At 53.1% G+C, this 14,402-nt stretch carries 9 protein-coding genes and 2 pseudogenes; all 11 read left to right on the forward strand.

The annotated features are described in order from the left end of the window. Positions 1-23 precede the first annotated feature (23 nt). The 11 genes and pseudogenes from QN215_RS04465 to QN215_RS04515 all read left to right on the forward strand — a co-directional run bounded on the left by QN215_RS04465 (position 24) and on the right by QN215_RS04515 (position 14,330). Positions 24-1,556 (forward strand): ATP-binding cassette domain-containing protein, encoded by a 1,533-nt coding sequence (locus QN215_RS04465; RefSeq protein WP_369344893.1) that lies wholly within the window; start codon positions 24-26, stop codon positions 1,554-1,556. Next, complete coding sequence (locus tag QN215_RS04470; RefSeq protein WP_369344894.1) at positions 1,553-2,683, forward strand: ABC transporter permease; 1,131 nt, start codon at positions 1,553-1,555, stop codon at positions 2,681-2,683. Before QN215_RS04465 ends, QN215_RS04470 begins: the two co-directional genes overlap by 4 nt. Before the next feature lie 131 nt (positions 2,684-2,814). Next, positions 2,815-4,419, forward strand: a complete 1,605-nt coding sequence (locus QN215_RS04475; RefSeq protein ID WP_369344895.1) for an amidohydrolase — start codon at positions 2,815-2,817, stop codon at positions 4,417-4,419. A gap of 95 nt (positions 4,420-4,514) precedes the next feature. After that, entirely contained in the window at positions 4,515-5,570 is a 1,056-nt protein-coding gene (locus QN215_RS04480) for an NAD(P)-dependent alcohol dehydrogenase (RefSeq protein WP_369344896.1), read from the forward strand. Positions 5,571-5,668: 98 nt separating this feature from the next. Next, positions 5,669-6,994: an aspartate aminotransferase family protein gene (locus QN215_RS04485; RefSeq protein WP_369344897.1), complete on the forward strand. Its 1,326-nt coding sequence runs from the start codon at positions 5,669-5,671 to the stop codon at positions 6,992-6,994. Between the two features lie 218 nt (positions 6,995-7,212). Beyond that, a complete protein-coding gene (locus QN215_RS04490) occupies positions 7,213-8,130 on the forward strand; it encodes a phosphotransferase enzyme family protein (protein WP_369344898.1) in 918 nt (305 codons plus the stop codon). 287 nt (positions 8,131-8,417) lie between these two features. Continuing rightward, positions 8,418-10,436: pseudogene (thrS, locus tag QN215_RS04495) on the forward strand (threonine--tRNA ligase); the annotation flags it as partial. A 122-nt stretch (positions 10,437-10,558) separates the two neighbouring features. Further along, positions 10,559-11,161 (forward strand): annotated as a pseudogene (locus tag QN215_RS04500) (HIT family protein); the annotation flags it as partial. A 166-nt stretch (positions 11,162-11,327) separates the two neighbouring features. Beyond that, positions 11,328-12,020, forward strand: a complete 693-nt coding sequence (gene pgsA / locus QN215_RS04505) for a phosphatidylinositol phosphate synthase (protein WP_369344899.1) — start codon at positions 11,328-11,330, stop codon at positions 12,018-12,020. Between the two features lie 10 nt (positions 12,021-12,030). Continuing rightward, complete coding sequence (locus tag QN215_RS04510; RefSeq protein ID WP_369344900.1) at positions 12,031-13,020, forward strand: phosphatidylinositol mannoside acyltransferase; 990 nt, start codon at positions 12,031-12,033, stop codon at positions 13,018-13,020. 107 nt (positions 13,021-13,127) lie between these two features. After that, positions 13,128-14,330: a glycosyltransferase family 4 protein gene (locus QN215_RS04515; RefSeq protein WP_369344901.1), complete on the forward strand. Its 1,203-nt coding sequence runs from the start codon at positions 13,128-13,130 to the stop codon at positions 14,328-14,330. Positions 14,331-14,402: the final 72 nt, after the last annotated feature.

The following is a 14,402-nucleotide window of genomic DNA, read 5'->3' on the forward strand; positions in this document are numbered from 1 at the left end:
GGAAAGAGCAAGGAGGCGGCATCATGCCACAGAGGTCTGGACGCATGATAGGACGATTTCAACTTGAGAATGTAGTTGTTGATTTTGGCATCAACAGGGCAATCGATCATGTCAGCATGGACATCCAGCCTGGACAGATTGTCGGCTTGCTTGGTCACAACGGCGCAGGCAAGTCCACAATCCTCAATCTTGCCAGCGGAGCCATAACCTGGACTTCAGGGCATTTCCGGATTGATAGCGAGGACATACCACCCGGTTCCACCCCAAAAAATCTCGCGGAACTGGGTGTCGCGGTTATTCACCAGGAACCCTCCCTGATCCCTTCCCTCAGCATATTTGCCAACATGTGTCTTGGCCGGCGCTTTTCGCTCGGTACACGAAGCTCTCGCAAACGCCAGCTGGCGGCCAAGGCTTTGCATGATTTGGGCGTAGAGGTGGATATAGATTCACCGGTCAGCACGCTGACGCTTGGTCAACGTCAGATGGTTGATCTTGCGCGCAGCACGATGTCCGCGGATATTCGAGTTCTGCTCCTCGACGAGCCAACAGCCGCATTGGGACCTTCGCAAACTGAGGAATTGCATGGTCTGATACGCAAGTTCGCCGCTCGGGGAACAAGCGTGCTGTACGTGTCACATAGGCTGCCCGACATTCTCGATATCTGCGAGCGGATAATCGTTCTCAATGCAGGGAGATTGATAATGGATGCGCCTTCGGAAGGGCTGTCATTGGCGGATCTTTCAAATGCGCTCGCACCAGGGTTGAAGAAAGAGACCAAAACAGCGAGCGCGTCATCGGGCAAAGCCATGCTTGATGTGCAATTAAGCCAAAGCAGCGTAAAGGCTTCGGAAGCTGAGGTTGTCGGGTTATACGGCATGGCTTCGGGAAGTCAGTTTGACATCGCTGCTGAATTGTTCGGACTGTCTGCCGATGCTCGGGATGTGATATCTCGAATAACTCTGGCAGGCAGTAACTACCGTGTTTCAGATCCACGCAAGGCGATGAAACGTGGCGTGTTTTATGTCCCGATGGACAGGGATGTCGAAGGATTGATAGGCGACGTTGCTGCAAGCACCAATATTCTGTTGCCTTGGTATCACCATATTGGAGGTCGGTGGCATATTGGCCCAAACTTTGGCAACGACCTGTACGAGCGTTGCCGCAAGGAACTGTCCGTGATAGGCCCTGATGGCAATACACCCATCTCTCAATTCAGCGGCGGCAATCGTCAGAAACACTTGCTGGCGCGGTGGATGTTCCCTGCGCAATCACGATTGCTCGTGCTTTCGCAGCCAACCCAGGGCGTTGACATTGGAGCCAAGCAGGACATCGTTCGTGCTGTCAGGAACAAAGCCAAACAGGGCACGTGCATTATCGTTGCCAGCTCTGAGGCAGACGAAATAGTCAGCATGTGCGATAGGGCATATGTGGTGGTTGGCGGTTCAGCATTGCAATATTCCGATAGTGATCTTAACGAAGAGCACCTTCTTCAGGGGCTTCTCACCTTATCGCAATCCGCATCCGTGCAGCGCAGTGAAGAAATGGAGCACCAATGAAGCACAGCAATATGGGGAAAGTGAAAATACTCCTCGCACAAAACGGCATTTTTTTGGCGATGATTGTCGTGGCACTTATTTTTGGTGCCATCAATCCCAGATTTCTGTCCGTCGGAAACCTTATGACCATTCTGCAACAGATTGCAGAACTCGGAGTAATCTCATTCCCCATTGCCTTCGTGGTGATGATGGGATGCGCCGACATGTCAGTTGGTTCGGTCGCCTCGTTGGCTGCCGTTCTGGGCGGCACGGTTATGGTCAGAACATCAAGCATCGGCCTCGGCATTCTTGCGGCCCTGGCATTCGGTCTTGTCGCCGGCCTGATCAATGGTTTTCTGGTCGCATACATGCGTTTGAACACTTTTGTTGTCACACTCGGTTTTCTGAGTGTCTGGGGTGGTTTGGCGATGTTCTTCACCAACGGCAAAACAGTGACGCAGCTTCCCACGCCATTTCTTCTGTTCGGATCGAGAAAAGTGCTTGGTGTTCCCGTTCAAATTCTTATACTTGCGGCCATGATTGTGGGTTCCTGGTACTTGCTGAATCGCATGGCTAAGGGTAAGGAAATTCTTGCCATAGGCGGTAATCGTAGAGCGTCCTACCTGATGGGCATTAGTGTTCGCCGCACACAAATGCTGGTTTTGGCATGCGCAGGCATGTTCGCTGGGCTTACTGGCATTCTCCTCACCGCAAAGTTGGGCGCTGCCGCTCCGAGCGTGGGTTCAGGGCTTGAACTATCTGCGCTTACCGTCGTGCTGCTTGGAGGTGTCGCCTTCGAAGGTGGTACCGGACGAATCAGCGGCGTGCTCGCAGGACTGCTGTTTGTGGGAGTCCTGCAGAATGGTCTGATAATTCTGGGGGTTTCCGCCTACCTGAAAACCGTTTTCACCGGCGCGGTCCTTGTTGTTGCGGTGATGCTTGACAAATCAATCCATCGCATCGTGACCTCAGCGTGGAAGGACATGACATCCGCAAAGAATGTCCCTTCACCATCGGATTCGCATGATCCTGCAACAGTTCCCGACACTTCGCAAAGCATAGTGGCACCGACACAGAATGCACTCCAGCAGACCCAGGGCAGGTCCTATCCCTTGCACACGGACCGCCCACAGGCAACGGAAGTGTAAGAGAGACATACGTCAACCAGATATCAACCAAGCTGGCATCGCTCGGCCGAACAGGAGATGAAAGAATGAACAACGCTGCACAATTGATCGTCAGAATGTCTTCCGAAGATGAATCTGCGTCGATTCACACCATGGATGAACAACAGCCGCATATTCGCGCATTTGCAGTCATCGATGGCATAATCACAGCAACGAGTCATGATGCAGACGGCTTGACCTCGCTGGAAGACATCAATACAAGGGTGCTCACGATTCCGTCAGGGCAGACGGTTCTGCCTGGATTTGGTGACGTGCATCTGCATCTGCTGCTTGCTGGACATCGGATAACGCATGAACTGGAAATTCAACTCGACTGGAACACGCAGCAGATTCTTGCCGCGGTGGAACAGTATGCAGCAACGGCTGATCCGCAACGTTGGATAGAGGGCGGGTGGTGGAGCATGCTGGAGATGGATGTGTTGAACAATCCTGACATGCTCGCACAATTTGATAAAGCCAGCAGGGGAATCCCCATGCTGCTGCGAGACGAGTCCGCACATAACCGGTATGTGAATACCAGCGCTCTGCGATTGATGGGCATCAATCCTGATAATGCATCCGAATATTCACCTGAGGTGATTGTGGATGCGCAGGGTCGTGCAACAGGCATGCTTGTTGAATCCGCCTCAAGATGGGCAGAGGAAACCATGGAGCGCACAACCAAGCGATACCCCGACGAGGTTGCCACTTCGTTGGAGGCAGCCATAGCCAGCATGAACGAGCGAGGCTTCACACTAGTTCAGGACTGTGGCACTGGTGAGAACATGATGGAGGCACTCCATGCCCTTGACGCTGAGCATAGGCTCAATTCGTGGGTAGTGACATCGGCGTCAATCAATGACAAAATTTTCGGTTTCACTCCCATCGGAGAAGAACTGATTCATCGTTCCAAAAATTATCAGGGCACAAGACTGTATACCACCTTCTCCAAAATTTTTGAGGATGGCATACCAACATCGCACACCGCATTTGTTCATGAAGCCTATCTGCCTGACGAAAACTTTGGTGAGGCTTGGCACGGCAGCGCTAATTTCTCTGCCGATGAACTGGTCTCATGGATGGCATTACTGAGCCAAGAGCACATGGGCGTGACCATTCACTGCACCGGCGATGCTTCGGTGACTCGTGTTCTTGATGCCGTGGAGCTTGCCGAGCAGCAGGGCATTCGAGTGCCGGTCCATATTGCCCACGGTGAATTCATTCAACAATCTGATTATCAACGTATGCGTGACCATGCAGTGACTTTGGACATCAGCCCGCAATTATGGTATCCCAGCTCATTCCAGGAAGGTGCCTTTGGGAACATGCGGGAAGATATCAGGAACAGTGCCTGCCTGTTTCGAGATCAGATTGATGCTGGCATTCTTCTGGCAGGAGGTTCGGACTGGCCATGCTCTCCCGACCCGAGCGCATGGTTTGGCATTCATGGTTTGGTCACGCGAAGCAATCCTCATGGAAATTATCCCGGGGCAGTGTATCGAGCGGATCAGGCGATCACCTTGGATGAAGCCATTGCTGCGTTCACCATCAATGTTGCCCGAGCCACGGGCCTTGAGCAACGCACCGGTTCCATCAGCGTCGGCAAATCGGCGGACTTCCAAATTGCTCCCAATCCTTATACCTGCCCAACTGACGAGATCAGAAACATTACAACAACTGCCACATATATCGCAGGTGAAGCTGTCTACCAGCGGTAGGCGAGTTTTTCCCAACAACTCATAACAACTCATAACAACTCATAACAACTCATTCCCAGCAACTTTTTCCCAACATACGGTGAGTAGGAGCAAGCATGCCATATGCATCGAAATCTTTGATCGTTCAGGCACCCGGAGAGCAATTCAAGCAGGGAAGCATCGATAGGCGTGATGTTGGCAGTGACGATGTGAGGATACGGATAGCATGCTGCGGCATATGTCATTCGGATCTCCATCAAGCCCACGGTGATTGGCCTGACACGATATTCCCTATGGTTCCCGGGCATGAAATAGTGGGCGTCATAGAAGAAATGGGCGCAGACGTTCCTGATGACTTCTTCTTAGGCCAGCGTGTGGGTGTCGGTTGCTTCGTGGACAGCTGTGGAGCATGTCGAGCCTGTCAACAAGGGTATGAGCAGTTCTGTCGCAAAGGTCAGGTTTCAACGTATAACGCTCGCGATTACGACGGTGAAATCACCTACGGTGGCTATAGTGCTTCGATGACCGTTAAGGCACGGTACGTGATAGCGATTCCTGATGCCCTCGACTCATTCGATGCTGCCCCACTCCTATGTGCAGGCGTAACGCTGTTTTCGCCGCTTGAACGTTGGCAGATAGGGCAAGGTTCAAACGTGGCCCTGATAGGAATGGGTGGTATCGGACATATTGGCGTTCAGCTGGCTCATAGCCTCGGCGCTCGGGTGACGGTCATCGGTAGAAATGCAGCTAAACGCGAGGATGCACTCAGATTCGGTGCCGACCGCTATCTGAGTATCGAGGAGATGCATGCAGATGACTCTCTGCTCGCTTCGTTTGGCATGATTCTGAACACTACCGCTGGCGTGAACGATCTTGAATGGTATTTGTCACTTCTTGATGTCAACGGGGTGTATGTGCCTCTGGGACTTGGGGATGCGAATCTGTCATTCTCGCCTCCATCACTGTTCTGGAACAACCGCACAGTTGCTGGATCGCTTATCGGCGGCATCGCAGCGAACCAGCGTTCCATCGATTATTGTGCAGCGAACGATGTCCGACCCGAAATAGAAGTCGTGAAGGCAACGCCTGAGGGATTGAATGCCGCATACGAACGGCTCGCCAAGTCTGATGTGCGCTACCGCTTTGTGCTTGACATGACACCTTTGCAGTAATGCAGAGCGCATCATCGCAGCGCATGTCATCATATGTAGTCTTCATCGCACAGTAAAGAAAGAGATGTCATTGCCGATGCATAGTCACAACGAAAACCATGAACCAACGGATATACCTTCAGCTGGAGTTCCGCACAAGGCTCAGGGGGAGTTCTTCAATCATCAGAAGAAGAATTGCAACGTTGGGGGCATATTCGCCACTGTTCTATCGTGAGCCACTGGAAATAGTCAGCGCTGAAGGCGTATGGATGCATGATGCCAAGGGAGATCGTTATCTCGACGCGTACAACAATGTACCTCATGTGGGGCACAGCAACGAACGTGTACGCCTTGCAGTGTCACAGGCACTGTCCTCGGTAAATGTGAATAGCAGATATATTACGAGAATGCCAATCGACTATGCAGAGCGCCTGCTGGCATTGTTTCCCAAACAGCTTGATCGCATGTTCTTCGTGAATTCAGGGTCGGAAGCCAATGAGCTCGCCCTACGAATCGCACGTCAGAAAACGGGAAACCGAGGAATCATAGTATCCGACTTCTCATACCATGGCAACACCACAGCACTGGCTGAAATGACCACCGGTCTCACCGTGCATGAGACCCTCGGCAGCCATGTTCGAGCAATCACCATTCCCGATCTCGGCACATGTGTCGAAGCGAAGGATCAGCGTGATCTCACGGCACACGCATTGGAATCAGTCGATCAAGCCATAGCATCCTTGCAAAGTGAGGGATATGGTGTTGCAGCGGTTATCATCGATCCCATATTTTCCACAGAAGGCATGCCAACTCCGGGACAGGAGTTCATCAGCGGACTTGTGGACAGAGTGCATAAGGCTGGCGGCATGTATATTGCCGATGAGGTGCAGTCAGGTTTTGGAAGAACAGGATTGCACATGTGGGGTTTCCAACATTTCCACAGACTCCCTGACATCGTCACTCTGGGCAAACCCATGGGCAACGGGTTACCTATCGGCGCTGTTATCGCCGAAGGCGAGATCATCAATCATTTTGCTGCAGAAAACCAATATTTCAATACCTTTGCAACCACCCCGGCATCATGTTCTGCGGCCATGGCGGTGTTGGACGAAATGGAAGACAAGACACTCATGGGCAATGCTGCGGTGGTGGGCGCATACCTCAAGCACAGGCTGGAAAGTTTGCGCACACACCATGATGAAATCCATAGCATCCGCGGAAGTGGATTATATATCGGCATCGAGCTGTCATATGAAGGGGAGGCGCTGGGGAAATATGCTGCCGATATAGTCGAAGGCATGAAATCCTTGAAAGTGCTGCACAGTCGGATAGGCAGATATGACAATATTCTGAAAATTCGACCGCCTCTCGTGTTCTCGCAGGAACACGCTGATATGTTCTGCACAAACCTTGACATCGCACTCCATCAGGGCCGCTGCCAATGACTTCCCATACGGAGCATATGTTGAGTGGTGAGAATCCTTCTGACAGCACAGCACCATGTGACAACACAGCACCATGTGACAGCACATCACCAAGTGACAGCACAGGGTCTGGGTATGCCGCCTTACAAGCAACAGCTCTGACATCACTATGTGAACGTGGCACTTGGTTGTTTGAGGCGGTATGCGCACAATGGGGATTTTCTCGCAGGCAAACGACCATGGCTTTGCTGTCCGTTTCTGAAAATGCCACATACATGCTTCGTGATGCCAACGACGAACGCTTCGTAATACGAGTGTCCCGCCCCGGATATGTTTCTGGAGCCTCCAGCATAGAGTCTGAAATGCTATGGGTTCAGGAGCTTGATCAGTGCTCTGGCATCAAAGTCATTCAGCCAGTGCCTAAACGTGACGGATCTCTTGTGGCAACCGTCGCTGATGACAGTCACCATGTCTGGTTCTGTGTCTGTACCCGTTGGATCCAAGGTGAAATTCTTGACATTGATCGTCAGCCCCTGAACAGTTTCTTCGCCCTCGGTTCCATAAGCGCACAATTGCATGAATATGCGAGAAGTTGGAAACCACCTGAGTGGTTCCAGCGCTTCAGTTGGGACATCCCAGACATGATAGGACCTCGCGCTCGCTGGGGTGACTGGTCGTGCTGGCCTATGAACAGTGCCACTGCGCAGCTGTTAGCGCTGGCTCAGCGCCATGCCTTGGATATACTCGCCGAATACCCAAGGTCCCGTGATCGTTGGGGGCTGATACACGCAGATTTGCGCCTATCAAACGTGATGTATACCGATGATTCCTACACGGTCATAGATTTTGATGATTGCGGATATGGATGGTTCATGTTTGATTTTGCATCGTCCCTGTCAATGCTTGAACACACCAAAGATGCCACACGGCTGGCTCGCGAATGGCTGAAGGGATACGAGAGTGTGCGACACCTGGACTCAGACGACATTGCCGCTGCAACAGCACTATCCATGCTCCGGCGGTTGCAGATATTGGGGTGGTCACAGACGCGCGGGACGCAGGCATTGCCAACTGAATTTGTAACAACACAGTTATCAGGAACGGTTGAGGTCGCCAAAAAGTATCTCAACGATCCCCTGTGGATTGTTCATCGTTGATGAGTCAATTGACTCATCAATTGACTAACATTGACACGTGTTCAGCAATACGTATCGGCACAAGGTATGCGTTTTCCACTCATGCAACTGATATGCGCATGCAGCCGTGATATTCCTCAGACTGCCTGGGCATATGGAGTCGGAACGATTTGATCGAATGCCATGTTCTTGTCTCCGTCACCTCATATGGTGTCGTTTGTCAAATATCGCACACCCGGGTATGGGTGTGCACACACAGTCCAGGCCTGCACCCTGTAACGCGGGCCCACGATAGCAAGGACGGCATCATGGCACAGTCGACCATCTCCATATCACTCAACGACGAAGCGAAGGAGGTGGACAGCACTCAGTCCGGCACTGATCTCTTTGCGGATGACAAGAACATCATCGCGGTAAGAATCAACGGCGAGCTCAAGGATTTGTATACACCCTTGCACAATGGTGACAGCGTTGAATCCGTTGCACTTGACAGTGTCGATGGCATCGCCATCATGCGTCACTCCTGCACGCATGTGATGGCTCAGGCAGTTCAGATCATTCGTCCTGACGCGAAGCTGGGGATAGGCCCCGTCATCGATGACGGATTCTATTACGACTTCGATGTCGACAAGCCTTTCACTCCAGACGATTTGAAGGCCATTGACAAGGAAATGCACCGCATCATCAAGTCGTCGCAACGTTTTGAGCGTCGCGTCGTCACCGAGGAAGAGGCTCGTGAGGAAGAGCACAATCAACCTTACAAACTTGAGCTTATCGGCGTCAAGGAAGCTGAAATCGACAGCGACATCGCCACGGAAGTTTCCACCGGCGAACTGAGCATGTATGACAATGTTGACCGCGATGGCAAGGTGGTATGGAAAGACCTGTGCAAGGGGCCTCATCTGCCGAACACACGTTTCATCAAGTCCTTCAAGTTGCTGCGTACGGCAGCGGCTTACTGGCGTGGTGATGCAAAGAATCCGATGCTGCAACGCATCTACGGCACTGCCTGGCCGAGCAAGGACGAGCTCAAGGCCTATATGAATCGCATGGAAGAGGCAGCCAAGCGCGACCATCGCAAGCTTGGCGCAGAGATGGATCTGTTCTCCTTCCCCGATGAAATCGGACCTGGTTTGCCTGTGTTCCACCCCAAGGGTGCCGCCGTCATCAACGCGATGGAGGACTACTCGCGTGAACAGCATCGCAAGCATCATTATTCATTCGTGCAGACACCGCATATCACCAAAGGGCATCTCTATGAGATTTCCGGCCATTTGCAGTGGTACAAGGATGGCATGTACCCGCCGATGCATCTGGATGAAGAGAAGGATGCCGACGGCAATGTGACCAAGCAGGGCTTCGACTATTATCTGAAGCCCATGAACTGCCCGATGCATAACCTGATCTTCAAGTCACGCCAGCGCTCATATCGTGAGCTGCCGCTCCGTCTCTTTGAATTCGGCACCGTCTATCGTTACGAAAAGTCTGGCGTGGTTCATGGCCTTACCCGTGTTCGCGGCTTGACTCAGGATGATTCCCATATTTATTGCACGCGAGATCAGATGAAGGACGAGCTGAAGAGTCTGCTGAACTTCGTGCTGGGTCTGCTGAAGGACTTCGGCCTGAATGACTTCTATCTGGAGCTTTCCACCAAGGATCCGCACAAGTTCGTGGGTTCGGACGAAGTGTGGGAAGAGGCAACCGCAACCTTGGCCGACGTGGCCAAGGATTCAGGCCTCGAACTGGTTGACGATCCGGGCGGCGCAGCATTCTATGGGCCGAAGATTTCGGTTCAGGCGCGCGACGCTATCGGAAGGACCTGGCAGGTCTCCACGATTCAGCTTGACTTCAACCTTCCAGAACGATTCAAGCTTGAATATGTTGCTGCGGATGGAACCCATCAACGTCCTGTGATGATTCACCGTGCATTGTTCGGCTCCATCGAGCGGTTCTTCGCCATTCTGCTTGAGCACTATGCTGGCGCTTTCCCTGCATGGCTTGCGCCTGTTCAGGTCGAAGCCATACCAGTCGCCGAGGAATTCGACGGCTATGTGCAGCAGATCGTCGACCGTCTGAGCGACAAGCTCGTTCGCTGCGAGGTGGACCGCTCCGATGATCGCTTTGGCAAGAAGATTCGTAACGCTTCGAAGTCGAAGGTGCCTTTCATTCTCATAGCCGGTGGAGAGGATGCGAACAACGATGCCGTGAGCTTCAGATTCAGGGATGGAAGCCAGCTCAACGGCATTCCCGTAGAGGATGCGATAGCCGACATTGAGCGAATCATCGCGTCCCGTGCACAGGTGAACACAGCCGATGACTTTACAAGAAGCCTGGCGAAGGCTGTGGATTCTGCATCGTCGAACATTTCGGATGCAGCACAGAAAGACGCAGCACAGAACGATGCAGCACAGATAGACGCAACGAAGATTGCAGAGTAGTGAGCACCCTTATGGTTGCAGACAATGATCGCAGCGAGCAATCGCAATCGCGGTCCAATCCAGGGCCTGAGGTGGAAAGTCCCAGCGATTTTCCACCTCAGGAGGATGGGGTTGAACGTTTGTGGACTCCGCAGCGAATGTCGTATGTGCTGTCCCACGGCAAGCATGAACCGCCGAAAAGCAACGAGTGCCCTTTCTGCATCGCTCCGACACGAAGCGACGAGGATGGTCTGATTGTCTGGCGTGGCAGCTCGGTGTTCGTGATCATGAATCTGTATCCTTACAATGTTGGGCATGTGATGGTCTGCCCGTATCGCCATGTGAGCCTGCTGACCGATCTGCACGATGATGAATTATTCGAATTTGAGAAGACCGCTGCCGTCGCGATGCGGGTTATGAAGCAGGTTTCCAAGCCCGATGGTTGGAATCTGGGAATCAATCAGGGTGAAGTTGCGGGAGCGGGAATTGCCTCACATCTTCATCAGCACATCGTTCCGCGCTGGAATGGGGATGCAAATTTCATGCCCATCGTTGCGCAGACCCGAACGATGCCCATATTGCTCGCGAACCAGAGAGCAGCGTATGCGCCGGTGTTCGCACAGCTGGCTGACGAGGCAGGATTGAAGTCACGCATTGCCGACAGCACTGACACCAACACTCACGGGGCAAGCGCAGACGGTGCAGGCGCTGACGGGGCAAGCACCGAAGATTCCGAAGACAAGGCGCAGACACCGGGAACGCATGTGGGACGTGCGACCACAGATACGCAGGAGGAATAGGATGTTTGAACAGTTGCGACGCCCTTGGAAGCGTATTATCGCCCCCATTGCCAGAGCATTGGTTGCGGCGGGGGTTTCTGCGAATGCGGTTACCGTGATCGGTGCCGCTGGAACGGTCGTCATCGCCATTATCACGGGAATCACTGGCTGGCTGCTTGCTGGTGCCGCTCTGATGGCACTTCTTGTGGCTTTCGACTCTTTGGACGGTTCCGTCGCCGCGCTCACCGGTGGTGGTACGCAATTCGGCGCATTTCTCGATTCGACGCTCGATCGCATAGCTGATTGGGCAGTGCTGACTGGCGTGATCATCTATTACTTCCGTCTGCTGCTGCAAGGCGGCAACAGTGGCCTTTCCACCACGATGTCATCATTGTGGTCGCATCAATTCTGGGCGATGCTTGGCATCAGTTCGGCGCTGTTCTCGATCATGACCTCATTCGTGACCTCATATGCTCGTGCCCGCGCAGAGGCTGAAGGTTTCGAAGCCAAGAATGGCATAGCCACTCGTTCCGATCGACTGGTCATCATACTGGTTGGCATGGCTTTGACCGGTGCAGGACTACCCGTGGCGGTCATGTCATGCTTCCTGCTGCTGTTGGCGCTGCTTGGAATCGTGACTGTCTATCAACGTATTCACGTGGTGTCTACAAACATGAGCCGCAAACCTCGACCCATGAATCCTGCTCATGAATAGGTGAGGACAGATGCTCAACACAGCTCTCAATCTCACATTTCGATACGCGTCTCATATCCCGGAATCTTTGCTGCGTCTGCTTTTCAGCTTCGCTGCTTCTCTCGCCTGGTTCTTCCATATTGGAGGCACAGCTCAGCTCGAAAAGAATCTCAAGCGCGTGCTGCTCCACCGAGACGGCAAGGCAGATCACATCGAGATTCGGCGTCTGTCATTGTTGGCCATGCGCTCCTACTTTGCCTATTTCGCAGAGGCAATGACCGTAGGAGCTCGCACCGCAGAACAGCTCCATGCCAGAATTCGTGGGACGGGCGAAGGCTTTGCACCGATACGCCGGGAGTGCATGAAAGGTTCCGCCCTGCTTGCGATGGGGCATCAAGGCAACTGGGACTATGCAGGTTTCTGGGCGCATGATGCCATAGCGCCGGTAACCACTGTCGCCGAACGGCTGTCCGATGAACAACTGCTGCAATCCTTCGTGGACATACGCGAATCTCTGGGCATGTCGATCCTTCTGACGGGCGAGAAGAATCTCACTGAACGATTGGAGGCGGTTCTGGACGAACCGCACAGCATCGTTCCCCTTCTTGCAGATCGCGATCTCGGCAGGCATGGTGAATTTGTAGAGGCTTTCGGTTCGGTTATCAGAGTGGCTCCTGGTCCTGCGGTCATTGCGTTGAAACGACAGAAGCCACTGTATGTGGTGAACATGCACCGCGAAATGCTCAGTGGCGCTCGCAGGAAGAAGGCAGGAGTGCGGTTTGGCTATGTATGCCAGATCAGTGCTCCGATTGACATCCAGCCATTTGCCAACATGCCCGAAAGTCAGGCGATACATGCGCTTTCGCAACGCTGGGTTGATGTCTGGGCGCAGGGAATCGCCGAACATCCAGAAGATTGGCATATGCTGCAGCCGATTTTCCTTGAGGATCTCGATATGTCGCGAATGCATGATGTTCCTGAAAGCATTCAGGCAATGAGCGCAGCATCACATAGGATGTAGCCGCATAGGATTCGGTCGGATAGGATTCATGAATAGCGCCACGGGACATAAGCTTTCAATTCGTAATGCGGCTTTCAATTCGTAATGCAATGAGCAAAGGGGAATGCATGGCAATCAGGCAGGTGGACGATGCGGTATTGAAAGAGAATATCGATCGCGATCCATTGCAGGGCCGCAAGCTTCGCATTGGCATCATTTCACCATATTCCTTTGAAACGCCTGGAGGGGTGCAATTCCACATTCGTGATTTCGCCCAGGAATTGATATCGCGCGGGCATGACGTCGAGGTGCTCGCTCCGGGTAGGCGGACGACCGACATGCCACTGTGGGTGCAGACGACCGGCAATTCCTTTTCCATTCCCTACAACGGTTCCGTTGCGCATCTGAGTTATTTTGGCATGGCGGGCGTGCTTGCCCGAAAATGGGTCAGGCAAGGGCATTTCGATATAGTCCATCTGCACGAGCCGGAAGTTCCCAGCCTCAGTCACAAGCCCTTGGTCATGGGCTTTGAACCGTGCCCGTATGTAGCGACCTTCCATGCGGCATTCGACACTTATCCGCTGGCATTGCGCATAAGCCAGTCATATCTTCGCGCATATCTGGCGAATGTGCGGGCGGCAATCTGCGTGAGCGATTCGGCGCTGGATACGGCAAGGCACTATCTACGGCCTTCGACGCCTATGCACATTATTCCCAACGGCATCAACGTGCAGTATTTTGCTTCGGCAACGATCAACCCAGACTGGCTGGGCTATCAAGACCATCCAACCATTGGCTTCCTAGGCAGAATGGGTGAGGAACGCAAAGGATTCGACGTGTTCGTCAGGGCGTGCAGCCTTATTCTGCAGCACTATCCACATGCCCGCTTCCTGTGCGCAGGGGACGGTGAATCGGAAGGTAGAAAGATCATTGCCGCAATAGCGCCCGACATGATCGATCACGTCGAATTCCTGGGCAGAATCTCCGATGAAGACAAGGCGCGGTTCTATCGAAGTCTCAGCGTCTATGTCGCACCCCAGCTCGGAGGTGAAAGCTTCGGCATCGTTCTGGCCGAAGCCATGGCCGCAGGATGCCCCGTCGTGGCATCGGATCTGAAAGCCTTCGTCGACATTTCGAAGGATGGCAAGGCGGCTTCATTATTCCACACGGGCGAATTTGAGGACTGTGCCCACGCGGTGGAGACCATTCTTGATGATGCCGCACGCTCTCACGAACTGTCCACCGAAGGAATCTGTGCCGCCTTCGATTACGACTGGTCAAGCGTTGCAGATCAGGTACTCAAGGTCTATGCAGACGTTCTTGCTCAGTGACCGCTTCACTCAAGCACTCAGCGCAGAGCGTCAAGGATATGAAATGTCGCTGAGAATGTCTAGAATCGTTAC

Origin of the sequence: Bifidobacterium sp. WK041_4_12, assembly GCF_041080795.1 — a bacterium.
Taxonomy (GTDB): domain Bacteria; phylum Actinomycetota; class Actinomycetes; order Actinomycetales; family Bifidobacteriaceae; genus Bombiscardovia; species Bombiscardovia aquikefiricola.